The sequence below is a fragment of the Thalassomonas sp. RHCl1 genome, from assembly GCF_947387555.1.
Taxonomy (GTDB): domain Bacteria; phylum Pseudomonadota; class Gammaproteobacteria; order Enterobacterales; family Alteromonadaceae; genus Thalassomonas.
The window spans coordinates 173,642-199,181 of the sequence record NZ_CANDNZ010000008.1; the positions used below are offsets into that span (position 1 = coordinate 173,642).

Sequence of the window (25,540 nt, forward strand, 5' to 3'; positions counted from 1 at the left end):
TCGCCAACTATTTTGTAATTAAACACCATGTGGAGCCGAGTAAATGACAGATGTCAGCCAGGCGTTTGCGGAGATAAAACGCGGCGCAGAAGAAATCTTGCTGGAAGATGAATTATTAGAAAAATTAAAGCAAGGTAAGCCGTTAAAGATCAAAGCAGGATTTGATCCGACGGCGCCGGATCTGCATTTAGGTCATACCGTGCTTATCAATAAACTTCGCCAGTTCCAGCAGTTAGGTCATGAAGTGATCTTTCTGATCGGTGATTTCACCGGCATGATCGGCGATCCTACCGGCAAAAACGTTACCCGCAAGCCGCTAAGCCAGGATGACGTGCTGGCCAATGCCGAAACTTATAAAGAGCAGGTGTTTAAAATTCTTGACCCAAACAAAACCCGGGTAGAGTTTAACTCCACCTGGATGGAGCCGCTTGGCGCCGCAGGTATGTTAAAACTGGCTTCACGGCAAACCGTGGCCCGTATGATGGAGCGTGACGACTTTAAAAAACGTTATGCCGGCGGCCAGGCGATTGCCATTCATGAGTTTATGTACCCTCTGGTGCAGGGCTGGGATTCTGTGGCGCTGGAAGCGGATGTGGAATTAGGCGGTACCGATCAGAAGTTCAACCTCTTAATGGGACGTGAGCTGCAAAAGGGCGAAGGACAAAGACCGCAAACCGTACTGATGATGCCGTTGCTGGAAGGTTTGGACGGTGTACAGAAAATGTCTAAGTCGTTGGGTAACTATATCGGCATTACCGATACGCCTAACGATATGTTCGGCAAGATCATGTCGATTTCCGATGATTTGATGTGGCGTTATTACCAGCTGTTAAGCTTTAAGCCGCTGGAACATATCGAAGGCTTGAAAGCGAAAGTGGCTGAAGGTTCAAATCCGCGTGATGTTAAAATTGAACTGGCAAAAGAGCTGATCGCCCGTTTCCATGACGAAGCCGCGGCCGAAGGTGCGCATCAGGAATTTATTAACCGTTTCCAAAAAGGCGCCTTGCCGGATGATATGCCGGAATTAACCATAGCAGCCGCTGACGGTGGTGTTATTGCGATTGCCAACCTGCTTAAAGAAGCCGGCCTGGTGAGCAGCACCTCTGAAGCCATGCGTATGATCAAGCAAGGTGCGGTGAAAATTGACGGTGAAAAGGTCTCGGATAATAAGCTGACCATCACCGCAGGAAGTGAAGCCGTGTACCAGGTCGGTAAGCGTAAGTTTGCCAAGGTAACTTTAGCGTAAGCGCTCTTCCCTTAACATTTTTATCTTTAGAAAAGCCGGTTCATTTGACTGAATCGGCTTTTTTTTGTTCTTGATCAAGCTCTGCTGTTTTATCAACAGCCGCCATTCTGATTTGTTGATCCATATCATATTCGCCATCAGGTGACCCTATACACTGTGACATATTGTCGCAGTTGCTTCATTTTACCGTGATTTATTTTGCTGAACCTTGGCTGAGTCCATAGTGAAATAAAAACAAAAAATGTTGATGAACAGGGTGCTGTTAATCTGATGTTGAACTCTTTTTTTGTGAACAGGCTAATGACCTTACTCTTGAGTGTTGTTGCCTTATTAAGTTTTTCCCTGCCGGTGCAGGCATTATTTGTCAGTCCGCCAAAAGCGCCCGAGCCCATTATCAAACAACTTTTCCCGGAAGCAACCAGCATAGGTGAAAAATCCGGTGAACCTCCCGTCTGGAAAATATTAAAAGGCGAACAAGTTTTAGGTTATGCCTTTGAAACCAATGATATTGCCAAGATCCCCGCTTACTCCGGCGAGCCGGTCAATATGCTGGTGGCCTTTGATGCTGAAGGGGTTTATATCGGGGCGAAAGTGCTTGAACACCATGAACCCATCATTCTTGCCGGTATTCCCGAGTCTAAATTATATGAGTTTGCCGATCAGTATACCGGCTTGAATGTCAGTCAGCGCCTGAAAGTCGGTGGTAATAAACAAGATGACATGATCCATCTCGACGGTTTATCCGGTGCTACCGTAACCGTTATGGTGATGAATGTTGCTATTACCAAGTCGGCCACTAAAGTGGCGCGCTCGCTGGGCATTATCGAGGAAAGTGATGAAATCAAACAGCCGATGGCGACCTTGCTGCCGGATGTTTATGCACAGGCAAACTGGCAACAGCTTACCGGCGACGGCTCGATCAGAAAGCTCTATCTTGACCGGGCTGCAATAGATCAAGCTTTTGTCGGCACAGAAGCCGAACATATCGATGAAGCCACTGCAGAGCAAAAAAAGGATATGTTTGCCGAGGTGTATTTTGCCCAGCTCGACATTGAAAATATCGGCCGTAATGTCTTGGGTGATCAGGAATATGCCTGGTTAAAAGAAGAGCTTAAGCCGGGGGAGCATGCGCTGATCCTGATGGGGAACGGCTACTCCTTTAAAGGTTCGGGTTATGTGCGCGGCGGTATTTTTGACCGTATCCAGTTGCTGCAAAGTGATGAAGCCATAGCTTTTCGCGACCTCGACCATCACAGGATCACGGATATTGCTATCGCCGGTGCGCCGGATTTCAGTGAAAAGTCTATTTTTATTATCCGCGAGCACGAGGAGTTTAATCCCGGAGTCGACTGGCAGCTGGAGCTGCTGGTGCGCCGGCAAACGGGACCTGTCGACAGTATTTTTACCAGTTTTAAGGGCGATTACAGTACTTTGGACAAATATGTGCACCGTCCGCCCGTGGTGTTGCCTGAGCCCGAATTAACCCTTACCCAGCAAGTGTGGCAGGAGCACAGCCTGGAAGTCACTATTTTACTGGGCTTGATGGCGGTCTTGCTGGCGACCCTATTCTTCCAGGATGTCTTGGTGCGTCATCCGAGCTTTTTACATAATTTCCGCCATGGCTTTTTGGTGGTCACTGTGGTCTTTATCGGTTGGGTCTGGGGCGGGCAGCTGTCCGTGGTCAATGTCTTTACCTTTTTACAGGCCTTTATGAGTGATTTTTCCTGGGATCTGTTCCTGCTCGACCCGGTGATCTTTATCCTCTGGATAGCCGCTGCCGTGACTATTTTGTTGTGGGGACGTGCCGTGTATTGTGGTTGGTTATGTCCTTTCGGCGCCCTGCAGGAATTGCTTAATGTTTTTGCCCGCTATATCAAGATACCGCAAGTCGAATTGCCGTTTGCCGTGCATGAGCGCTTGTGGGCGATTAAGTATTTAATTTTATTGGCACTGTTTGGCCTGTCGCTGGACTCTTTAGCCCTGGCCGAGCAGTTTGCCGAAATCGAACCTTTTAAAACTACCTTTTTACTGAAGTTTGACCGCCAGTGGCCTTTTGTTTTCTGGGCTGTTTTCCTGCTGGTGATCAATTTATTCAACCGTAAGTTTTTCTGTCGCTATTTGTGCCCGCTGGGCGCGGCCTTGTCTACCAGCAACAGCATCAGGTTATTTAACTGGCTTAAGCGCCGCCCTGAATGCGGCCAGCCTTGTAAAACCTGTGCCAAAGAATGCGAAATTCAGGCGATTTATCCCGACGGCACCATCAATATGCGGGAGTGCCATTACTGCCTGGATTGCCAGATCACTTACTTTAACGAGCAAAAATGTCCGCCGTTGAAAAAGCGGGCACGTAAGCAACGTCAATATAAAGAAAACCAGATAGAAGCCGTCACTGTCACCACCGAATAAGCGAAGAAGGCGATAGTCAGCTTGATATTTATAAATTATAAGTCACTGGAGAACCATGATGAGCAATGAAGATACCCCGGTAAATGAAACCCAGGTTGAAAATGAAGACAGGCGTAAGTTTTTTGGCAAAACCGCCCTTTTAGGTGCCGGCGCTGTTGCTGCCCCGATGACGGCGACTATGTTTGCCTCTATGGCTAAGGCGCAGGCCAGCGAAGTGGCGAATAGCCCGGTTATCCATCCCGGTGAGCTTGATGAATATTATGGTTTCTGGAGTGGCGGCCATTCCGGTGAAGTACGCATTTTGGGCATCCCTTCCATGCGTGAGTTGATGCGTATTCCTGTGTTTAATACCGACAGCGCCACGGGTTGGGGTCTGACGGATGAAAGTAAACGCATTAAAGGCGACAGCGCTCATTTACATGCCGGTGACTCCCATCACCCCCATATGAGTATGCAAGACGGCCGTTATGACGGTAAATATGTTTTTATCAATGATAAGGCCAATACCCGGGTTGCCCGCATCCGCTGTGATGTGATGAAGACCGATAAAATGCTTACCGTGCCTAATGTCCAGGCCATCCATGGTTTGCGGGTACAGAAAGTACCTTATACCAAGTATGTGATCTGTAACGGTGAATTTGAGATCCCCATGAACAATGACGGCAAGTCATCTTTAGAAGATGTCAGCAGCTACCGCTCTTTGTTTAATGTCATTGATGCCGAGAGCATGGAAGTGGCGTTCCAGGTCATGGTAGACGGTAACCTGGATAATACCGATGCCGATTATGACGGCAAATATTTCGCATCCACCTGTTATAACTCGGAAATGGGCATGAATCTGGGAGATATGATCTCCTCGGAGCGCGACCATGTGGTGGTCTTTAACCTGCCCCGTTGTGAAGCGGCGGTAAAAGCCGGTAAGTTTAAGACGTATAACGGTAACAGCATTCCGGTACTGGACGGGCGTAAGGGTTCCAAGCTGACCCGTTACATTCCTGTGCCTAAGTCGCCTCACGGCATGAATACCTCCCCGAACGGTAAGTATTTTGTTGCTAACGGTAAGTTATCGCCGACGGTTTCCGTGATTGAAATCGCCAAGCTGGATGACTTGTTTAACGACAAAATCAAGCCGCGTGATGCTATTGTCGCCGAGCCGGAACTAGGTTTAGGACCGCTGCATACCGCCTTCGATAATAAAGGTTATGCCTATACTACCTTGTTCCTTGACAGCCAGATTGCCAAGTGGAATGTAGAGGATGCTATCGCTGCCCATAATGGCAAAAAAGTGAACTACATCCGCCAGAAACTGGACGTTCACTATCAGCCGGGCCATAACCATACCTCTGCCGGTGAAACCCGGGATGCTGATGGCAAGTGGCTCATTTCACTGTGTAAGTTCTCAAAAGACAGGTTCCTGCCGGTAGGGCCGCTGCGTCCTGAAAATGATCAGCTGATCGATATTTCCGGTGATGAAATGAAGCTGGTACATGACGGCCCGACCTTTGCCGAGCCCCATGACTGTATGATAGTGCACCGCAGTAAAGTGAAGCCGAAAAAACTCTGGCCGCGTACCGATCCTATTTTTGCCGAAACCATTGCCATGGCAAAACGTGACGGCGTAGATGTCTATACCGACAACAAGGTCATTCGCGACGGCAAAAAAGTGCGGGTTTATATGACGTCGATCGCACCGACTTACGGCATGAATGAGTTCAAGGTCAAACTGGGTGATGAAGTGACGGTTGTAGTAACCAACCTGGATCAGGTGGAAGATGTCACTCACGGTTTCTGTATGACCAATCACGGGGTACAGATGGAAATCGGGCCGCAGGCAACGGCTTCTATTACCTTCACTGCCGACAAACCCGGTGTGCAGTGGTACTACTGTAACTGGTTCTGTCATGCGCTGCACATGGAAATGCGTGGCCGAATGCTGGTAGAAGCTTAATCTTTGATTGAGTGGCAAGGCGGGACGCTGCCTTGCCTTTTTCATTTGTGCTTTTCATTTTCGCAAATAGAGAGCAGCAGGCAAAACACAAATGAAAAAGGCAATTAACCAGCTGAATATGAGCAATATGAAGATAACCGGCAAACTTTTACTTATAAACAGGGACAGCATGAGTAAAAAAATGATTTATTTCCTGCTTACACTCCTGATGCCTTTACTGTCAGGGCAAGGGGCGATAGCGAAAGAATGGCGCTTATCGCCAGGGGACAATTTACAGCAGCAACTGGACTTGAGTGCTGACGGTGATGTTTTGCTGTTGGCCCCGGGTAGCTATAGCGGCAATTTTATTATTGAAAAAGCGATCCGCCTGTCGGGAGTTGAAGGTGCGGTGATCGACGCCGGCGGACAGGGCAATGCCATCACCATTAAAAGCTCCGGCATCACCATAGAAAATTTGTCCATTATCAATTGGGGAGACGATCTTACCGCCCAGAACGCCGGTATTTATTCCGACAAGGCCACTAATAAGTTAACCATTGCTAACAACCGCTTAAAAGGCGACGGTTTTGGCATGTGGCTGCAAAAAAGCGAGTATCTTAGCGTGTTGAACAATACCGTTGAAGGTAACCCGGGCATACGCTCGGCGGACCGGGGCAATGGTATCCAGCTCTCTTCCATCAAACATGCCGAAGTGCGTGGCAATACCATCTTTCATACCCGTGACGGCCTTTATATTATTTCCAGCCAGGATAACCTGATCATAGGCAATACCATGCATGACCTGCGTTACGGCGTGCATTATATGTATTCCCACAGCAATAAGGTGATTAACAACCTGGCGTATAGGACCCGGGCGGGATATGCCCTGATGAGCTCCCGCAACTTGGAGGTGCTGGGCAATACCAGCCGCGACAGCGAAGATTACGGTTTTTTGATGAATTTTATTACCTCTTCGCACATTAAAAACAATGTTATCGAGAAAGTTTGGACCAAGCCGGAAAACAAGGTGTTGGGACGGGACGGCAAAGGTCTGTTTGTTTATAACTCTGCCTACAATACCATCTCGGGCAATAAGGTCGAATCGGCGGAAATCGGTATTCATCTCACCGCGGGTTCGGAAAACACTAAGGTGTACGGCAACAGCTTTATTGATAATCCGACCCAGGTGAAATATGTCTCCAATAAAAAGCAGGAATGGAGCCTGGAAGGCCAGGGGAATTTCTGGAGTAATTATCTCGGCTGGGATATGGACGGCGACAATATCGGCGATACCGTGTTTGAGCCTAACGACGGCATCGATAAACTGATCTGGCAATATCCGGAAATGAAGATCCTGATGGACAGTCCGGCGGTGTTGATTTTGCGTTGGGTACAGCGCCAGTTTCCGGTATTAAAGCCGCCGGGGATTAAAGACAGTTTTCCGTTAATGTTACCGCCGGTGCCAGCAAAGGATCGCCAGGTAACCGACTCAGATGCAACATCGCCGCAGCTTGCCGTTGCGGCATCAGGAAATAATTCTTATGAATAAAGCACCACTGGTTTCTTTATCCGGGGTCAGCAAAAGCTATCCCAAACTCACCGCACTGGACAATGTCTCCATGGAGCTGCACCAGGGAGAAGTCCTGGGGTTGTTCGGCCATAACGGCGCCGGTAAAACCACCATGATGAAGCTGATCCTCGGGGTCATTTCCCCAAGCAAGGGTCAGGTACAGGTCATGGGCATGGCGCCGGACTCAAAAGCTGCCTGGCACAGCCGCGCCAAGGTGGGTTACCTGCCGGAAAATGTCAGTTTTTATGAGCACCTGACCGGGCTGGAAGTGCTGACCTATTTCGCACGGCTCAAAGGCCTGGATAAAAAAGACGCCCTGGCGTTAATCGAACAAGTGGGTATTACCCATGCGATGAAACGCCAGGTGAAAACCTATTCCAAAGGTATGCGCCAGCGTTTGGGCCTGGCCCAGGCGTTTATCGGCGCGCCTAAGTTATTATTGCTGGATGAACCAACCGTCGGTTTAGATCCCATTGCCACCGCGGAGTTTTACCAGACGGTGGACCAACTGAAAAACCAGGGTACAAGCATTATCTTATGCTCCCATGTGCTGCCCGGGGTTGAACAGCATATTGACCGGGCGATCATCTTGTCATCGGGTAAAATGCTGGCCATGGGCACCCTGGCCCAGCTACGCCGTGATGCCGATTTGCCGGTGGCCATTAAGCCTTGCGGACTTAACGGCGCCGTACGCGAGGATGCCAAACTGATGTCTTATTTATCCGATCAGGCCGGGGATAATAACCAGACCTTATATGTGCCGGAGCAGGAAAAACTGGCGATCCTCAGGCAATTACTCGCTTATGAGCATTTAACCGATGTTAAGGTGGAAGCCGCCAGCCTGGAGCAGGTGTATCAACATTATTTAAGCGGCGCCCATAAGCTAACCAGTGGAGAGAAGCGGTCATGAGACAAATATTTACCGTAGCCAACAAAGAATTCCATGACGGCTTAAGAAACCGCTGGTTTATTTCCATCACCTTAATTTTTGCGCTGTTATCTGTGGGCTTAACTTATTTTGGCGCCGCAGCCTCCGGTACCACAGGGGTCACATCGTTATCGACAACCGTGGCCAGTTTATCCAGCTTGGCGGTGTTTTTAATTCCGCTGATTGCCTTACTGGTCAGTTATGACAGTTTTGTCGGCGAACAGGAAGGCGGCACCTTATTATTGCTGCTGACCTATCCGCTAAGTAAAAGCCAGTTATTGCTGGGTAAATTTCTCGGGCAAGGCAGTATCATCGCCCTGGCCACTTTTTTAGGGTTCGGTACCTCGGCGGTGCTGCTGTATATGAATCTCGGCAGCAGCGAGCTGGTGGCAACCTTTGCCGTATTTATCACCAGTGCGATTTTGCTCGGCCTGAGTTTTACCGCCATTGCCTATATCTTAAGTTTACTGGTGAGTGAAAAATCCAAAGCCGCCGGATTGGCGCTTATTGTCTGGTTTCTATTTGCCCTGGCTTTTGATCTGGTGATGCTGGCGCTGTTGGTGGGCATCGAAGACGGCTTAAGTCAGCAGGGTCTGACCCAGCTGATGATGCTTAACCCTTCGGATATTTTCCGCCTGGTGAATCTGGCGGGCCTGGACAGCACGGATGTTAACGGGGTACTGGCTGTGGCGATCAATGCCAGTATGGGACAGGGGGTCTTGTTCAGCCTGTTATTGCTTTGGGTGGTACTGCCGTTATCTGTGGCGATTGCTATTTTTAGGAAAAAGAAATTATGAAAAAATTATTTACCTCTTGTTTATCGGTATGCTTGTCCCTGTTTTTGCTGGCCTCGTGCGGCGGGGATGATAAGCAGCTGGCCATGGTGCAAAAGGCGGTGGCGATTGAAAGTGGCGAGGAGTGCCATTTATGCGGCATGATCATCTCTAATTTTGCCGGCCCCAAGGGGGAGTTATACCGCAAGGAACAGCAAAATACCGTGCATAAGTTTTGCTCCACCCGGGATATGTTCAGTTATTATCTGGATCCGGAAAACCAGCGTAATGTCAGCGTTATGTATGTTCATGATATGAGTAAAATGCCCTGGGAAGCCCCGGATGACGGTTATTTTATCGATGCCAAAAGTGCCTGGTTTGTTGCCGGTTCAAACAAGACCGGCGCCATGGGCAAAACTTTGGCCAGTTTCAGCAAGCAGCAAGATGCCCGGGCTTTTGCCAAAGAATACGGCGGTAAGGTCATTAACTTTGAACAGGTCAAGTTAGCCGTTTTGATGTGATCGCTTGCCGGGAAGTGGATAGCAAACCAAATGCTTGCCGGCCCCCTCTTGTAATTTTCTCTGTTAAGGTTAGGCTAGGCTTATTTACTAAGATCTTTCTTTGGCTCAGGATATGTCGTTGCACCCTCTTATTGTCGGGATATTAATTTTATTTTTGACCGGCTGCTCGCTGCAAAAAAGCGCCGGGGTTCGTTATCAGGAAAAATTTGATTTTGGCAGTGTCCGGGCCTATTCCTTTTTGCCCCGCGACTCGGCGGCGAACGAAGAGCAAAACATCAGCGATGTGATGCGTAATAATATCGAGTTGGCGCTGGAGCAGGTGCTGGATGATTCGGGATTTCACTACACTGAGGCTCGTCAGTCGGATCTTGTGGTTGCCTATCATCTGGTCCAGGGAAAGTCTCATGGGCCATTTCAAATTGGCGTCAATCACCAGGCGTTAAAACGTTATAACCTCGGGGTGAAATATTGTGAATATTGCCTGAAATCCGGCTCAGATCCCGGTTCGAGAAAATTGCGGCGACTTGATGTCGGCACTTTGATCCTTGATCTGCTCGACCCCGATAACCAGCGCTCGGTGTGGCGCAGTATCTATCCGGTAAAAATTAAGGCCGAAGATAACAGTCGCAAGGTGCAGGAAAAAATCCAGACAGCGATCGCTCTGATGTTGGCGCAATATCCGGGAAAATCCGCCTGATTTATCTGGCATGAGGTAAAGTTATGCTCAAATGGTTAACCAGTTTGTTGGTGGTGATTTTTGGTTTTATGGTGATCTTGTTAGCCTTAGGTTATCTGCTAAAAGAAAATGAGGCACAAACCACTGCCCTTAAGCAGGAGCTGGATCAGCAACGGGCCCGTGCTTTAAAGGAAAAAGCCTTAAAGGAGCAGGCCAGGAAAGCGAATGGCCAGAGAGAAATGTTTGTTCTTGAGCCTTATGAGGAAGTTGATCGGCAAGAGACTGTTGCTTATCGCCTGGAGGAAGCGGAAGATAAAGCAGATACCAATACGCCGATACTGGCTTCTATGGCCCGGGTGGCCAGGGAGCATTCAAGTTGCGAGTCGGACCAGCAATGCTTGTTGTTTAACCTTGACCACAAAGGGGCCGGTTGCTGGTTGTCGGTAAATACCCGAGGGGCGGCGATATTAGCGAAAATATCGGCGTTACACCCCGGCGGAGTCGGGGCCGACACGCCGGATATCTGTCTGGTGGCTAAAGATATCAAGGCGGTTTGCCGTGATTATCGTTGTAGCGAACAAGTCGGTAATCCTGCCTTATAAACGCTTATCTGCTCTGCTATCAAACTGGTTCAAAAGGAAATATGCACTTTGCATCGGCTTAGGGCTATAATAGCGTCCATTAATTTGACTTTAGAATGAAGTAAACATGAATTTTCCAGACGATGATACCGGCCAGGTATTGGCCGAAATGCACCAGGCGGGGATTGACCTGAGTGTTAGCCATGAGGTGGTTTTTTTCCAGTTATTTGAGCAGCAGGCCCAGGCCAAGGCGATGGCGGATTTTATTCAAGAAACTATGCCGGAAGTGAGTATCAGCCTGCACCCGGATGAAACCCCGAATGTCTGGGATCTGGACTGCACTGTGTCTATGGTGCCCGCCTATGAAGATGTGGTCGCGCGCGAACAGCAGTTTGAAAGTATTGCCGCCAAGTTTGACGGTTATAACGACGGCTGGGGCATAGAAGCTTAATCTTTCTTCTTTCGGGCCATTAGTTATTCTCTTTTTCTTCTTTATCAGCCTCTTTTTCTGAGATGTGAAAAGCCGGTAAAGAGACCTGCCAGTAAATGGCCGCCAGGCGCAGGGTCAGGGCGCCGCTAATGGCCAGGATCAAACTGGTATTCTGGCCAAAAGCAAAATAATCCAGCGCCACATAGAGGCAGCTGCCGAGCATGGCGGCGGTGGCGTATATTTCCTGGCGTAATATCATGGGAATCACATTACACAGTACGTCCCGGATCATACCGCCGGCAACACCGGTTAAGGTGCCCATCACGATAGCCACCGGCATAGGGGCACTCAGCGATAAGGCTTTGGCAGTGCCCAATACCGCAAATAATGCCAGGCCAAAGGCGTCGGCAATTAACAAAAAACGTTTAGGGATACGCTTGGGCCGTCTGACGATCAATATGGTCAGGATGGCGGTGATCAAAATCAGCCAGAGATAAACCGGATTGGCGACCCAGAATACCGGATAGGCCCCCAGGATCACATCCCGTATGGTGCCGCCGCCTACTGCGGTGACCGAGGCCAGTACTACGACCCCGAAAGGGTCGAGTTTATAACGCCCGGCCATTAATGCCCCGGAAAGGGCGAACACCACAACGCCGAAAAGATCCAGGTAGTACAGCAGTTCCGTCATAGGGTTATATTTAGGGCGTTCTCACCAGCGGCAGCCCGGCTTGTTGCCAGCCTTTAATATCGCCGCTCAGGTGGCGAACGCCGGTAAAGCCCTGCTCGATCAATAATGATTCGGCAATGGCTGCCCGTCTGCCGGAGCGGCAATGTACAATAACTTTGGCATCTTTATAGCGGCTTATTTTCGTCATTTTTTCCGCTAAAGTATCGTGGCTGATGTTAACGGCACCCGTGATATGTCCCTGGGCAAACTCTTCCTGGCTGCGTACGTCTAAAACGATAAATTCAGGGGCTTTAGGGGCGGCTAATAAACTCATCAGCTGCGCCTGGGAAACCTGCTGGGTTTCAAAGGCAAATACCTGGCTGGAAAGCGTGAATAACAGGGCGGTCAGGCCGTGAAGCAAACACTTGGAGCTGTTCATAATAACCTCGATCAATAAGTGGCAGTTAATTGTTATTGTGTGATTAAACCTTGGGCATTGCCAGCAGCAAAACGACAGTAAACAACAGGAAAAAGCTGCAGATAACACTTAGCTGTTTTATCCGTTTACCGGCGTGAATAATATCGGCCGGCTCTGGTTGCCTGCCGGGATCATTAAAGGCCGGTCTGCGCAGTTTTTGTTGATCATAGCTGGCTACCCCACCTAATTTTATGCCTAAGGTGAGGGCAAAACAATAGATCAGCAGATCGTTGTTTAACCTGAAAAAATATGGCCGCAGCAAGCGGGTAAATAACACCAGGTTTTTACCCGAGGTAAAGAGCAACAATAACAACACAAACAGCCTGACGGGCAGCCACTGCAACATTTTTACCAGCTGATCGGCTGATTGGCCAAAATGCAGGAAGCGCTGTCGTTTGACATTCCAGCTAAAATGCATTTCCAGCAATAACCGGTAGGCGATGGCGGCAAGTCCTCCGCCGATGAGGAAAAAAAAGCTCACGGTAAAAAGCAGGGCGCAGTGATGTAATAGTTGGCTTTCGATGCAGGCTTTTGCCAGTCCCATAGGGGATAACTGCTGGGTATCCCGTAACAACCAGGGGGTCAGGGTTTCCCGTGCCAGGTATTTTTGTTGTGCTGTCAGGGCTTTGGCCACGCTAAGGCTGGTTTCTCCCTGACTTAACGAGCCTAAGGCCAGATAAAGCAGCAAACCCTGCCATAACCAGGGCACTTCGATAAAGGCCTCAAATAACCATAAGATCACCAGTAAGGGACTCAGGGTGACCAGGATGGCGACCAAGCCGGCAATACTTTGTTGGTTTTGGCTGTTGCTGCTTTTGTTAACCTTGTCCGACAAGCGCTGGCAATAAAAACGAAAATAATGCAGCGGCCGGGGATCCGAGAACCGGGTCACGATGAATTTCACCAGTAACACACTAAAAAGTAATAATACCGAAAAACTAAGGCCGGTTATTTCCGGGAAATTCATCATAGTGGCGCCGGGCTCTCCTAAGAGTTAGCCTGAATTCAGGCTTGTTTAAAGATTAAGTTAATGTTTTATCTTTTAACGCTTCAAGCATATTCATCACCATTTGCGAAGAATTGACCGAGGCGGTTTCCAGGTAGGCTTCAAAAGAAGTCGGTGATTCTTTACCGGCAATGTCCGACATCGAGCGGATCACGACAAAAGGGGTATCAAATTGTCGGCAGGTGTGGGCGATGGCCGCCCCTTCCATTTCTACCGCCGCCATTTGCGGGAAGTTGGCCCTGGCTTTGGCAATATCTTCTTCGGCAGTCATAAAGGTATCGCCGGTGGTAATTAAGCCGACCAGGGTTTGAATATCCGTTAAGGCTTCAATGCCGGTTTTTGCCGCTTCAACCAGGACAGGATGCGGGATATAAGCGGCGGGGTTTGACGGTAACTGGCCAACTTCATAACCGAAAGCCGTCAGGTTAACGTCGTGATAACGTACTTCTGAGCTGATCACGATATCGCCTACTTTCAGGGACTGGTCGAAACCGCCGGCGGAGCCGGTATTTACCACATAATCCGGTTGGAACTTATCAATTAACAACGCGGTGGCCAGGGCGGCGGCAACTTTACCTATGCCGGACTGTACGATGACGACGTCTGTGCCGTTAAGCTGTCCCTGGAAAAACTGATAGCCAGCGTGTTCCACGGTTTGACAGTTGCTGAGTTTGGCTTTTAATATCGCGACTTCTGGCTCCATAGCGCCAATAATGCCTGCTTTCATTTTTAATTCCATCCGGATTATTAAGAGGTTAGTGGCAGAATTATAACTTGGCTGGTTTGAAAAATCTGCTGATTTTCACTGCCGGGGAAAGGCAAAAAATTGACAGCAATCCGGCAAGCTACATGACCGGATTGCTCAGGGGGCGTCGATTATCCTTAGTGGGGCAGGGCGGCCACTTGCGGCGCCGATATTTGTCCTGCATTCTGGACTTTTGCCTGGGCTGCTGCTGAGGTGATCACCCCGGTATTTTTAGGTCTGGCTTTAACCATAGGCGCAGGGATCACCCGGCCGCGCATTTTCGGCGTCGGCGCCTGGTTACCTAAGATGCGGCTGTTAATACAGGCGCGGATCTCATCCAGGCTATAACTGCCTTTAACCTTGATGCGGATATGGGGGATAGAAGCGGCTTCAAGTGCACCGCTGACAAACCAGTCTTTTTTCACTTTATAACCTTTGCCCTGGGTATCCACCAGGTCTATGGTACCGAGCAGTTTCATGCTGTCGCGGTCGCAAATAATAAAATCCAGGTATTTGTTGGCGGCATTATTGACGGCGGTCTGGCTGGCGCGGTTGGAGACGCCGTTACGGATAGAAACGATATCCGATAACTTGACCCGGTTAATTACCCGGTATTTAGGTCCCAAGGCCTTTTCCACCAGGTTCTGAAAGTTTTTTTCTGCCGGGGTGAAGATCACAGGTTTACTGTCAAAGGGAAAAGGAAAGCTATTGTCGGTTAGTCGGCTTGCTAACATGGCAACAATAACAATAAGGCTGATCATGGCTAATAGGATAAGTTCCATATACATCTCCGGCAATTCAAATTCTTGACGCTTGCTACAGGGTCTACACTTTGTTTATGTATAAGCAGAATTTGTGCCAGAGATCTATAAAAGGGATGAATCCCAAAGCAGAAACAGGGTTTCAGGCCTGATCAGGCCTGTGGCCGCTAGCCGGGGTATTTTTGCTCAAGTGCCTGGTATAAATCTGCCTGGAAATTGTCGCTTTGACTGTTGAGGCTGTTGACCAGGGTTGCCAGCACTTCATTGTCTTCTTCGCCGTGCCATACCTTAATATAACTGCCTTCTTTGTAGCCGTGATCCTGACGGAAGAAATTAAGGGTATTCTTGCCAACATATTGACGGAACAACTCGTCGATATCCATGTCCATCAAGCGCATGCAATCGGCAAGGGCGACAGCATCAAAGCGCTTGTCGGTGACCGCTGCCGAGGCGAGTTTTTCCAGGGCCAGTTTAAAGTCGGTTTCCGGGCTGCCTTTGATCAGTTCCTGTGCCAGCTCTGTGCTGATGTCAGCAATATCCTTGCCGGACATCAGGCGCAGGCTCAGGCCAAAATGAAAAATATCCACCAGTTCCAATTGTACCTGGGCCACATCAATTTCCTGGTGTTTCCACCATTTCCAGCCGTGGTGATCAAGCATTTCTGCACATTCCACCCAAATCGCCCGGTACCACTCATAATTATTGTCGCGCCAGGTTTCGCTGACGCGGGAATTCATCGCGTCCTGCATCGTTAACATTTGACTGATTTGGTGTTGTACCACAGTTATTTCGCTCATGGGGTTCTCTATTGCTTGGCTAAGATTTTCAAGTGGCTTAGTGTGCCGCAGCTGAGCTGAGCTGACAAGGGGAAGTGAGTTTTTGACGCCATAAAACTTGTGTCCGGGGCTTATTTTTACTCACCGGGGACAGAAAGTGCCTGGCTGTCTGTTATCCGATAACTGAGTGCTATACTTAGCAATGCTATTTTTGTTAACAGTCAATTCATGGCTGAGGTTCGTTTGATATCGCTTGCTGTTGGTTTATCCATAAGTTGCTGATATCAGTAACCGGAGTTTTGCGATATTCGTGATGCACAGCAAACAAGCCATTTTTCTTATTTTCACCCTAACCTTTTCCTCTGTTGTCCAGGCTGAATCCTTATTTGTTTTTCTTCCCACCCAGGTCAGGGCGAAAGTGATGCAACAGCAAATTTCACAAATATGTCCCGAGTTAGAGGTGACGGTTTTCGGACGTGGTAAGGATTTTCGCCGACAGATCAAAAATACTCCCCCGAGCGCAGTACTTTCTCTTATGCCTATTATTGAGCGCCTGGGGTCTTTTGACCCGGTATTAAAGGGGGCGAAAAATGGTCAAACCCGGGAGAAATACGTGATTGTTTCGGTTGGTCGCCCGTTGACTATGCAGGATATTGCACAGAAGAAAATAGGGGTGGTGGATCTTTTGGGGCGTAAACCCATGGGAGAGTTTATTGCCGGTATCTTTCCGGTGGCGGTGAAACTTAAAAGGGTCACGAAAACAGAAGATTTACTGCCGCTGCTGACGTTTGGCTCGGTAGAGGCGGTGCTGGTGTCTGAAAGTCATTTCTTGCAATTAAAAGCAAAATCTAACCTGAACCTGGTGGCAAGTTCTTCCAATTTAACCATGAGCCTGGTGAACCTTGCCCTGAGCGGTGCTAACGCTAAAGAAAAACTGCTGCGTTGTGTCAGCCGTTTTGACGATAAGATAAATTCCACGCTGGGAGTAGACCAATGGCTGGCGATGTCAAAGTGACGCTATTAAACAGCATGATATTAGAAAAAGCGGCATGGGTAAAATTACTCTTGCTGGTTTTGGTATTGGTAAATACCAAGCTGGCTTTTGCTAATACTGCCTTGGTATTACGGGCTCCGGGTAATGATTTTAGCGAAGTGGTCAGTGGTATGTCGGATGATCTGGAAGGGGATATCAGTTTTAGCGAGTTGGTTGTTGATGCCGGGACCCGGGTTGGCGATGTCGCCAAGCAGATTAAAAAGCACCAGCCGAAAGTGATAGTGTTAATCGGCAATAGCTCAGTCAATCTTTATACCAAATACCAGCAGGCATTTCCCGACCGGGAGTTTCCTCCCAGCATTGCCCTGGCCGCTTTATTTGTCGATAAGTTTATTCCCTTTATCAAAAATGCCACGGGTATCCGCTATGAAATCCCCCTGGTGACCAGTGTGGTGAATATGCGTTTGTTGATGAAGAAAGAAATCAAAAAAGTTGGGGTGGTATACCGCAGCTGGATGCAGGATATTTTTGATGAAAATGTCGCTTACTGCCGGGCGGAAGGCATAGAACTGGTTGGGGGAAAACTGCCCAATAAAGACCGTAATATGAACCGGAAAATAAAACACCAGTTGCAGGGATTAATCAACCAGGGGGTTGATGTTATCTGGTTGCTTAATGATAACCAGTTGATCAATCAAAAGGCGCTGAAAAAAGCCTGGCTGCCTTTGATCACCCGTTCGAAGCTGCCGGTGATCGTCGGCATAAAATCTTTGCTGGCGACTAAATTGAACCTGGGCTCCTTTGCGATAGTGCCCGATCATTATGGTCTCGGGGTACAGGCGTCATCGGTCTTACTGGAAATTATGGAAAATAACTGGCGCATCGTTGATCAAGGCATCGAACACCCCTTATCGGTAAAACAAATCGTTAATGTCACTATTCTTAATAAAAGAAGTATTCAATATCGGAAAAGCTTATTGTCCCAGGTTGATGATGTGATCAACTAAATCATTTTCTCCCCGCAAGCATAACTTGTCTGTTCTTGTCTTTTTAAAGCTAAGGGTAATAATTAATACAAATAGTTGAAGGGAAATGTCTTTATGGGTCTCTCAGGAGGGGTAACCGGTTTTTACCCGCGGGCGGTAAAGCTGATGCTTCTTTTATCGCTTTTTTGCTGCTTTCCCCGGGGGCTGGCCTTTGAGGCCAAACTTGCACCCGAGCTGCTGCTTGATGGGAAATTCGATGAAGACATGAGCTATGCCTGGTTAAAGGGGGCCAGGAAACCCTGGCGGCTTTGTGCGATAGTGCCTGTGCTGGATACTTCTTATTGGTTTTCCATTAATTATGGTTTAAGCAAACAGGCGCGTAAGCTGGGCATAAGCTTGAAGATCTTTCAGATAGGTGCGCTTGCCGGTGATGACAAGCAGCGGGCCTATCTGGATCTGTGCCGAAAGTCGAGCCAGGCTATTATCCTTGGCGGGGTCTATGATCAGTCCGACAAAGGCAAGGTCTTTAATGTGCCCATCATTGCCTTGGGTTACCCGGTCAAAAATGTCTTCATTAATGCCAATGTCATTCCCCAGGCAAGTGAAAGCGGTAAATTGCTTGCCGGCTACCTTAACCGGCAAGTAAGCGAACAGGCGGTGGATAAGTTAAAGGTCGGCCTGTTTCCCGGACCGGAAGATTCCGTGCTTGCCCAGCAATATCAACAGGGCTTTTTGGCCCAATATCAGCGGGAGAAAATAACCTTGCTCGGGATGCATTATACCCGGCATGAATATGAGGAAGTGCAGCAGGCCTTGTCACATTTTCTCAACCGTAACCTGGATCTGGATGTGCTGGTGACCTCGGGCTATGTCGCGGAAATTGCCAGTGATCTGCTTAAACGTATGTCGCTGGAGGAGGAGGTGGCTTTGCTGTCTTTAAACCTGACGGCCCAGGTTTACCGGGAAATGAAACGCGGCACCGTCAGCGGGGCCATCACCGCATCTCCGGTGCTTCAAGGTAAGCTTGCCATAGATATGGCGGTAAAGTTATTGGAAAAAAAACTTCATTATCATGAAGTCACCCCTAAACTTAAAATACTCACCCGGGATACCATAGATGATTTTGACTATATCGATGTCTTTGCCCCTTATGGTTACAAAGAAATTTTAGAAGTGAATTAAAACTCAATGAAGCGTTTTAATATCATGTATTTAGTTGCCGTTGCCGTGATGATGCTGTTGGGCATTTCAACCAGTATATTCACTTCTGTTAAAGTCCGCGAGGCGGCCGAGCAGAGTTGGCTCAATGACGGTTTTCGCCAGGCAGAGCAGATCAGCAATATTTTTATCAGCTGGCTAGACAGGGAAAAAGAAACTTTTAAAGGCATCACGTCACTCTATTATGCGACCGGCGATATCAGCCAGGAAGAATTCGAGGCGGCAATTAAACTTATCGAACAGACCGAAGATACCATACGCACTTTATCCATTGCTTTTGTTGTCCCCACGGCAAAAGGGGGCAGGGTGGTGGACTTAGCCGCCGGAGGCCGGGAGTTATGGCAGGCCAATTATCCTTTACCGGATATTCCGGAAATAGACGCCACCTTGCAGCGGGCTTTTTTATCGCCGGAGAAAATGATCGTCGGCCCCATTTTTAAAGCGGGGGATGATAACTACAAGGTGATTTTAGGTTTTGCCCTGCAAAGCGGGGTTGCCAGCGGCGTTTTATTATCGACTGTGGATATTTCCAATCTGCTTGACGGCTTGATCGATTTATATGTCCCCGGGGGGCTGAATATTTCTCTGTTGCTGGAAAACCAGGAGCTTTTATTGATGCCGCAGCTTAATCCGGTTAACCAGGGAGCAATTAAAGCGGAAAAAGTGTTGCGTATTATGGGGGTCGGCAAGGAATGGTATTTCAACTGGCAAGTGCATGACAGTTATAAAGGCGGTCCCGATATTGTCTTGGCCACGGCCATCATGTTGGGGGGCAGTATTATCACTTTGCTGTTGTCGGCGCTGACCTGGATACAGGCGTTGCAAAACGAACGTATTAGCCAAAAGGTCAACGAAAAGACCGAGCAATTGCAAAAAACCCAAACACAATTGATACATGCCGAAAAGATGGCCGCCCTGGGGAGCCTGGTGGCCGGTGTTTCTCATGAATTAAATACTCCGATAGGCAATAGCCTGGTGGCATCCTCTTCTTTAAAAGAACGCATGGTGAAGTTAAAGCAGGCATTTGAACTGGGAACATTAAAAAAGTCTACTCTGGAAGAGTCATTGCACCAGGCCATAGATGAAGCAGACCTTATTGAGCTGAACATATATAAGGCCACTGAGCTTATCGGCAGTTTTAAACAGGTGTCAACGGATCAAACCAGTGATCGCAAACGTAAGTTTGAATTAAAACAAGCCCTGGAAGATGTGATCAAAACCATGAGTCCTATGCTGAAACAGAATCATTTGTGTCTTGAGGCGGATATTGAAGCGGATATTGCCATGGACAGTTATCCCGGCCCTTTGGGGCAGGTGATTGCCAATTTTGTCAATAATTCCATGGTGCATGCCTTTGAAAATACCGAAAACGGGAAAATGTCCCTCAAGGCTTACGCGCTGGGGGAGGATAAGGTGAAACTGATTTACCGGGATAATGGCTGCGGTATCGAGAAGGGCATGGTCAACCGGATTTTTGAACCTTTTTATACGACCAAGCTGGGCAAAGGAGGCAGTGGACTGGGCCTGAATATCGTCTATAACATCATTATTAACGTGCTGGCGGGGGAGATCAGTGTCAGTAGCGAGCTGGGTAAGGGGACAACCTTTACCCTGATTTTACCCCGGGTTGCCGACTAAGCCCGGCGCCACTGCTTTAGCAGCTTTGATGTGGCTCACTTGCTGTGAATCAGGAGGTTAAGGGGATGATGACCTCAAAACAAGTGCCCGCCGGAGAACTTTGACAGTTTATTTCGCCGCCAAGGGATTCGGTGACGATTTTTTTCACGATAAACAGGCCTAACCCCGACCCCCCTTCATCGGCTTTACTGGTAAAATATTTATCAAAAATGTGCTCAAGATTTTCATCCCCGATACCGCGCCCATTATCGGCCACGCTTAGGTGTAACTTGTCTGCCCGGGTACAGGCTTTGATTGTCACTTCACCGGCGGTTTTTTCTTCAAAGGCATGGATCAAAGCATTATTAATCAGATTGATTAATACCTGGGACAAGGCTCCTGCCTGGACATTCAGGCTGATATTTTCCGGACATTCCACCTTGACCTGGTGGGACATGTGTTTTAATTTTGGCCGCAGAATATGAAGAATATCATGGAGAAAGTTAGCCAGCTCGAGCTTGCTGCTATTGGGGTTAAACTCGCCGACGACAATTTTTTTAAAGCTGTTAATCAGCTGAATGGCATAATTGAGGTTGGACAAAACTATGTCATAGTTTTCAGCGGTGATATCGAGAAACTTGATTAACTTGGATTTGGATAATTTGTCACTCTGGATATTGGTGGATATTTCCTGGGTATTATCCGACAAGGTGCTCAGCGCCGTGGTTGAAATGCCCAGCGGCGTGGCTAACTCATGAGTAAGCTCGCCGATAAGCTCCCCCAGGTGACTCATTTTTTCGCTTTGTGCCAGTTTTTCTTCATTGACGACAGACATTTTTTCCAGCCGGATATTTTGTTGGCGCATCTGGGCGATTAACTCATCCCGGATGATCATTAACCGCCTTAATTGCAGGTGGGTTTTTACCCGGGCACACAATTCTTCATGGCGTATGGGTTTAGTAACATAATCGATTGCCCCTACCTGGAATGCCCGCAGAATATCGCTGACATCGGCTTTACCGGTAACAAAAATAATTGGAATATCCCTGAGATCTGTCAGTACTTTTATCCGCCGGCAAGTTTCAAAGCCGTCGATCCCCGGCATCATGACATCCAGCAAGATAAGGTCCGGTAAATAAACACTGGCAATTTGAATGGCTTTTTCGCCTTCCATAGCAAAAGAGACCTCGTATCCTTCCCCCTCGAGGATATGGGTGAGTATATCGAGATTCTCTTTTTTATCATCCACTACCAGTACTTTGCTACCAACCGTTAATCCCGGATCATTCATCACAGCTGATCTCCTCTAATGCTTGCAGCAGGCCGTCCATATCATAATTATCGATAAACCGTATCAAGTGCTCGGCTAAGGGCTGATCTTCGGGCGATTGTGCGGCAAGTTGAGTTAAAATTTCACGAACATGTGAGCTTCTGTTGAGTTGGGCGGAATCTTTGATATCGTCATAAAGCGTTTTTTCGATTGAAAATTTGTCAAGTGCGACCGGAGGAGAGCTTTCAGCCGGTTCTTCATCAGAAACTTTTTCACATTTTTCAAAGAGGTGGGGGCCAAAGACCAACAAGCTGTTATACACTTCGCTGAACATGAAGGGCTTGGAGATAAATTGGTCAAAGCCGATACCGATATAATAGGGCACTTCATGGGAGAGGCTGTAGGCTGAAATCGCCACGCAATGCAGCTTTGTTAACATCAACTCTTCCCGGATGACCTTGATTGCTTCATCACCGCGCATCACCGGCATTAAAATATCCATAAACACAATATCGAATGTTTGCCGCCGTAACTTATCTATGCTGTCTTGGCCGTCTACGGCTTCGGTTACTTCAACACCGGTTTCGGTTAATAATCCGGTTAAAATATCCCGGTTGGCTTCAATATCATCCACTACTAAAGCATGTACCTTGTGGGGGGCTTTGACCCGGACATTTTCTATTTCATCCGATAATTTCTCAACCAGGGCTTCCTGGCTCATCGGCAGCGGGATAGTGAAAAAAAAGCGTGCCCCGTGGCCTAATGCCGATTCTACTTCCAGTTTGCCGCCCATTAGCTCTACCTGATTGTGGGCTATGGCCAGTCCCAGCCCTGTGCCGCCTTTTTCGGCGCCCACCTGCCCCTGGGTAAAGGTGGAAAACAGGGTTTTAATTTCCCCCGTGCTCATGCCCGGACCGGTATCTGTTACTTCAAAACGATAATAATCCGGCTTGGGGGAAGTGACCTGGAGCTTGATGTCCCCATGGTCGATAAATTTAACCGCATTGCCCAATAAATTAATCAGCACCTGGCGGATTTTTCCCTGATCGCCGTAAACCTGCACGCTTTGGTTATTTTCATAAAGCAACTGCCAGTCGATGTTTTTTTGTTCACAGCGAAAGCTAAACATCTGGCTGATATCATCTATTAAGTCATTTAAATCGAAGGAAATGGTTTTCAGCTCCATGGCCCCGGCTTCAATTTTGGAGATCTCCAGCACATCATTAATAATTTCCATTAAATGATTGCCGGCTTTGCTGATTTTGTTCAGGGTGTCGATCGAAGCTGCTGTGGCATCCGGCGCACGTTGTAGCAGCTGGGTAAAGCCTAAAATGGCATTCATCGGGGTACGGATTTCATGGCTCATGGTGGCCAAAAACTGGCTTTTGGCCTGGCTTGCCTGCTCGGCCGCCTCGGTTGCTTTTTTTAACGCCCGGGTGCGGGCGTCGATTTTAACTTCCAGTTGGCTATTCATCTCGGTCAGGGATTGTTGCAGACTGGTATTGCTGTAGCTGATTTTAATGTTGTGCATCAGCACTGCGAGCATTTGTGCTTCAAGGTCTGAAACCTCTTCCTGGTATTTTAATGCCAGATAAGTGATCAGCAGATCTTTTTGGTAAAACAATAGCAGGGCATGCTGGTCCCGGATAACCAGGGCGCCGGTGTCAACGGCCTCTTGCACCATAGCCGGATAAGGTTCCAGCCATAGTGCCTGATCGCGAATTGACGGACTGTGCTGAAAAACCTGTGGTACGTGATCGCGCTCAGACATCAGCATAAACTCAGGGGAGGATTGCGCGTAAATATCCCCGAGCGGCAGCAGATCGTCAAGCCTCTCCGTCAGGCGCTGGATAAAAGTATCATGATTGCCTGAGGTCAGCAGATGCTTGGAGTTTTCGATGATTTTGGCCTGGGCCAGGCGGTAGGTTTCGGCATTGAGTAAATCTTCATAGCCCCTTAATGCCGAGATAATCGTGGTGCATAACTTATCCCGGGATAACTCGGTTTTGTTTTTATAATCATTGATATCATAGTTTTGGATGATCTCCTTTTCCGGGGCATAACCGGGTTGGCCGGTGCGCAGTACTATGCGGATCAAATGATTGTTGATTTCGTTGCGTATGTATTTGGCGGTATCAAGTCCGGCGGACAGGGTTTCCATCACTACGTCCAGCAGGGTCAGGGCAATATCCTGGGTGTTGCTAAGAATATCCCGGGCTTCTTTGCCGGAATAGGCATGGATAAATTCAAGCGGGCGGTCTTTAAAGATCAGATCTTGCAGGGCGAGTTTAGTGACGTCATGCACCCCGGGTTCATCATCAACGATTAGCACTTTCCAGGGATGAGAACTACAAATTGCCTCGTCATCGTCTTCGTCAGCAAAATTTATAGTGTCGTCAATATCCACATTTGAGGTCTTATTTAGCTGAGCCGTTTCCATAAAGTGTAGTGGAAAAATCATTTATTTGTAGAGTTGCCGACAATAATGCCAGCCCCGGCCAGGTGGTTATATCAAGGGGGAACTTACCTAATTTTAAACTCTGCTGACATTTCTTTACTTAGCATCCGCTAAAATACAGGCAAAGTATCAAGGGGGTGAAACCTATGATGAATAAAGCTCAATTTTGTGGCTGGCTCAGTCTATTTTTTCTTTTATCTGCCTGCTCCAGCCGCCAGGACAAACCCGTTGAGGAAATTTTTGTCACACAGATCAGGGCAGATAACTCCAAGATGTTTGCTTTTACCCTGAGAGCGGAGCAAGCCTCCCGTGGTGATAAAACCCGCGACAAAATGGCGGGTGGAAAACAGGGAAAAAGGGGCAAAGGTACCGGCAGGAATAAAGGTGCCGGTAAAGGTGAAAGGCAGGAGCGGGAGCATCCGCTGGCGAATGTTATCCAGCAGAAATTAGAGCAGAAGTTAGACCAAAGCCAATATTGTACTAGCGGGTATCTCGAACTGGAGCGTTATGCCACCAGGGAAGGAATGACGGTGCGGGGAGAATGTAATGAAAGCGCCACGGCTGATGACAGGCTGCGTTTTCCTAACGGGGTAAATGGGGAGATCTGATATGCAAAAACTAATGGCTAAAGTATCTGCTGTTTTATGCTGTGCCCTGTTGGCTTATTTGCCTCAGGTGGCGGCAGAGCAACATAAACACAGGGGCAAAGCGCATCACAACCATAATGCTGCGGCCCACAAGCATAAATACCATAAGGTCGGGCACAAGGTAAAAGTGTTGCCGTCCGGTTATCGCAAGCTGCTGGTGCGGGGCACGCCTTTTTATTTTAATGCCGGGGTTTTTTACCGGACATCGCCGTCGGGTTATGTGGTGGTTAAAGCGCCCCTTGGCGCCAGGGTCCATACTTTAGCGCCGGGTTATGTCAGTTTTACTTTAGGGGTAAAGCGTTATTTTCATGTCAATGCCACCTATTACCTGAAGGAAAAAGATAGTTATGTCGTGGTGGAAAAACCCGAGGGAGCCGATGCCGGGGCAGCGGTAATTGCACAGGCAACACAGGTCAGTGAAACCAGTAGTCCTTTGGTGATCTATCCCAATAACGGACAATCGAATAAACAGCGCAAACAGGATAAATTTGAATGTTACCAGTGGGCGGTAACCGAGTCGGGTTTCGACCCGCTGGAGGCTAAGGAGCTTGCCGTTAACAGCCATTATCAAAAAGCCTATAGCAGCTGTTTGCAGGGAAGAGGTTATACCGTAAATTGATACTAGGAACTTTGTAATTTTGCCGTTCACTTGCTGGCGGTATTGTGTCGAAATTACCGGGTGCCAGCGTTGACATGCCCGGTTAAAGGCACTTGAGTTGGCGGTTGACTTCTTCAATCTGGCCCGGGGACTGATATCATTTAACCGCCCCGGCCAGTCAATCTTATACGAGCTTTCTTTAAAGTTTACCAGTCATCCGATCAGTAATTCATATTTCTCTAACATAAGTTCGATAAA

The 25,540-nt window shown here is 48.2% G+C and carries 24 protein-coding genes; 16 read left to right on the plus strand and 8 right to left on the minus strand.

Features of this window, described 5'->3' with window-relative positions; genetic code table 11:
• Positions 1–43: 43 nt before the first annotated feature.
• From tyrS to QL234_RS21430, 10 genes are all read left to right on the plus strand, one after another.
• Entirely contained in the window at positions 44–1,246 is a 1,203-nt protein-coding gene (gene tyrS, locus QL234_RS21385) for a tyrosine--tRNA ligase (RefSeq protein ID WP_281559799.1), read from the plus strand.
• 300 nt (positions 1,247–1,546) lie between these two features.
• On the plus strand, positions 1,547–3,652 hold the full coding sequence (locus tag QL234_RS21390; protein ID WP_281559800.1) for a NosR/NirI family protein: 2,106 nt from the start codon (positions 1,547–1,549) through the stop codon (positions 3,650–3,652).
• A 58-nt stretch (positions 3,653–3,710) separates the two neighbouring features.
• Complete coding sequence (nosZ, locus tag QL234_RS21395; protein WP_281559884.1) at positions 3,711–5,600, plus strand: TAT-dependent nitrous-oxide reductase; 1,890 nt, start codon at positions 3,711–3,713, stop codon at positions 5,598–5,600.
• A 169-nt stretch (positions 5,601–5,769) separates the two neighbouring features.
• The gene (locus QL234_RS21400; protein WP_281559801.1) at positions 5,770–7,128 is read left to right on the plus strand and encodes a nitrous oxide reductase family maturation protein NosD; all 1,359 of its coding nucleotides are present in this window, start codon (positions 5,770–5,772) and stop codon (positions 7,126–7,128) included.
• The gene (locus QL234_RS21405) at positions 7,121–8,059 is read left to right on the plus strand and encodes an ABC transporter ATP-binding protein (protein WP_281559802.1); all 939 of its coding nucleotides are present in this window, start codon (positions 7,121–7,123) and stop codon (positions 8,057–8,059) included. The genes QL234_RS21400 and QL234_RS21405 overlap by 8 nt, the downstream gene beginning before the upstream one ends.
• Entirely contained in the window at positions 8,056–8,874 is an 819-nt protein-coding gene (locus tag QL234_RS21410) for an ABC transporter permease subunit (protein WP_281559803.1), read from the plus strand. The genes QL234_RS21405 and QL234_RS21410 overlap by 4 nt, the downstream gene beginning before the upstream one ends.
• Positions 8,871–9,371 carry a nitrous oxide reductase accessory protein NosL gene (locus tag QL234_RS21415; RefSeq protein WP_281559804.1) on the plus strand — a complete coding sequence of 167 codons (501 nt, stop codon included), beginning with the start codon at positions 8,871–8,873 and terminating at the stop codon, positions 9,369–9,371. The genes QL234_RS21410 and QL234_RS21415 overlap by 4 nt, the downstream gene beginning before the upstream one ends.
• 112 nt (positions 9,372–9,483) lie before the next feature.
• Complete coding sequence (locus tag QL234_RS21420; RefSeq protein ID WP_281559805.1) at positions 9,484–10,068, plus strand: DUF4136 domain-containing protein; 585 nt, start codon at positions 9,484–9,486, stop codon at positions 10,066–10,068.
• 23 nt (positions 10,069–10,091) lie between these two features.
• Positions 10,092–10,649 carry a hypothetical protein gene (locus QL234_RS21425; protein ID WP_281559806.1) on the plus strand — a complete coding sequence of 186 codons (558 nt, stop codon included), beginning with the start codon at positions 10,092–10,094 and terminating at the stop codon, positions 10,647–10,649.
• A 106-nt stretch (positions 10,650–10,755) separates the two neighbouring features.
• Complete coding sequence (locus tag QL234_RS21430; RefSeq protein ID WP_281559807.1) at positions 10,756–11,079, plus strand: ribonuclease E inhibitor RraB; 324 nt, start codon at positions 10,756–10,758, stop codon at positions 11,077–11,079.
• Between the two features lie 19 nt (positions 11,080–11,098).
• Here the strand turns inward: QL234_RS21430 and QL234_RS21435 are convergent, their stop codons facing one another.
• The 6 genes from QL234_RS21435 to QL234_RS21460 all read right to left on the minus strand — a co-directional run bounded on the left by QL234_RS21435 (position 11,099) and on the right by QL234_RS21460 (position 15,506).
• Entirely contained in the window at positions 11,099–11,749 is a 651-nt protein-coding gene (locus tag QL234_RS21435; RefSeq protein WP_281559808.1) for a trimeric intracellular cation channel family protein, read from the minus strand.
• Positions 11,750–11,759: 10 nt separating this feature from the next.
• Entirely contained in the window at positions 11,760–12,167 is a 408-nt protein-coding gene (locus tag QL234_RS21440; RefSeq protein WP_281559809.1) for a rhodanese-like domain-containing protein, read from the minus strand.
• Between the two features lie 43 nt (positions 12,168–12,210).
• Positions 12,211–13,176 (minus strand): cobalamin biosynthesis protein, encoded by a 966-nt coding sequence (locus QL234_RS21445; protein ID WP_281559810.1) that lies wholly within the window; start codon positions 13,174–13,176, stop codon positions 12,211–12,213.
• 52 nt (positions 13,177–13,228) lie between these two features.
• A complete protein-coding gene (gene mtnN, locus QL234_RS21450; RefSeq protein WP_281559811.1) occupies positions 13,229–13,939 on the minus strand; it encodes a 5'-methylthioadenosine/S-adenosylhomocysteine nucleosidase in 711 nt (236 codons plus the stop codon).
• Between the two features lie 155 nt (positions 13,940–14,094).
• Positions 14,095–14,739: a DUF2726 domain-containing protein gene (locus QL234_RS21455; RefSeq protein WP_281559812.1), complete on the minus strand. Its 645-nt coding sequence runs from the start codon at positions 14,737–14,739 to the stop codon at positions 14,095–14,097.
• Positions 14,740–14,885: 146 nt separating this feature from the next.
• Positions 14,886–15,506, minus strand: a complete 621-nt coding sequence (locus QL234_RS21460) for a dUTP diphosphatase (protein ID WP_281559885.1) — start codon at positions 15,504–15,506, stop codon at positions 14,886–14,888.
• A gap of 301 nt (positions 15,507–15,807) precedes the next feature.
• On the opposite strand from QL234_RS21460, the gene QL234_RS21465 reads away from it, so the two are divergent.
• From QL234_RS21465 to QL234_RS21480, 4 genes are all read left to right on the plus strand, one after another.
• Positions 15,808–16,509 carry a hypothetical protein gene (locus tag QL234_RS21465; protein ID WP_281559813.1) on the plus strand — a complete coding sequence of 234 codons (702 nt, stop codon included), beginning with the start codon at positions 15,808–15,810 and terminating at the stop codon, positions 16,507–16,509.
• A complete protein-coding gene (locus QL234_RS21470; protein WP_281559814.1) occupies positions 16,488–17,495 on the plus strand; it encodes a hypothetical protein in 1,008 nt (335 codons plus the stop codon). Before QL234_RS21465 ends, QL234_RS21470 begins: the two co-directional genes overlap by 22 nt.
• Before the next feature lie 93 nt (positions 17,496–17,588).
• Positions 17,589–18,656, plus strand: a complete 1,068-nt coding sequence (torT, locus tag QL234_RS21475; protein WP_281559815.1) for a TMAO reductase system periplasmic protein TorT — start codon at positions 17,589–17,591, stop codon at positions 18,654–18,656.
• A 6-nt stretch (positions 18,657–18,662) separates the two neighbouring features.
• Positions 18,663–20,330 (plus strand): HAMP domain-containing sensor histidine kinase, encoded by a 1,668-nt coding sequence (locus QL234_RS21480; RefSeq protein WP_281559816.1) that lies wholly within the window; start codon positions 18,663–18,665, stop codon positions 20,328–20,330.
• A 49-nt stretch (positions 20,331–20,379) separates the two neighbouring features.
• Here the strand turns inward: QL234_RS21480 and QL234_RS21485 are convergent, their stop codons facing one another.
• The gene (locus tag QL234_RS21485; RefSeq protein WP_281559886.1) at positions 20,380–21,600 is read right to left on the minus strand and encodes a hybrid sensor histidine kinase/response regulator; all 1,221 of its coding nucleotides are present in this window, start codon (positions 21,598–21,600) and stop codon (positions 20,380–20,382) included.
• Complete coding sequence (locus QL234_RS21490) at positions 21,593–24,040, minus strand: hybrid sensor histidine kinase/response regulator (RefSeq protein ID WP_281559817.1); 2,448 nt, start codon at positions 24,038–24,040, stop codon at positions 21,593–21,595. The genes QL234_RS21485 and QL234_RS21490 overlap by 8 nt, the downstream gene beginning before the upstream one ends.
• A 143-nt stretch (positions 24,041–24,183) precedes the next feature.
• Here QL234_RS21490 and QL234_RS21495 point away from each other — a divergent pair, with 143 nt between their 5' ends.
• Together QL234_RS21495 and QL234_RS21500 are read left to right on the plus strand one after the other, a co-directional pair.
• Positions 24,184–24,645, plus strand: coding sequence for a hypothetical protein (locus QL234_RS21495; RefSeq protein WP_281559818.1), 462 nt, complete (start codon positions 24,184–24,186; stop codon positions 24,643–24,645).
• 1 nt (position 24,646) lies between these two features.
• Complete coding sequence (locus QL234_RS21500) at positions 24,647–25,303, plus strand: DUF6515 family protein (RefSeq protein ID WP_281559819.1); 657 nt, start codon at positions 24,647–24,649, stop codon at positions 25,301–25,303.
• Positions 25,304–25,540 lie beyond the last annotated feature (237 nt).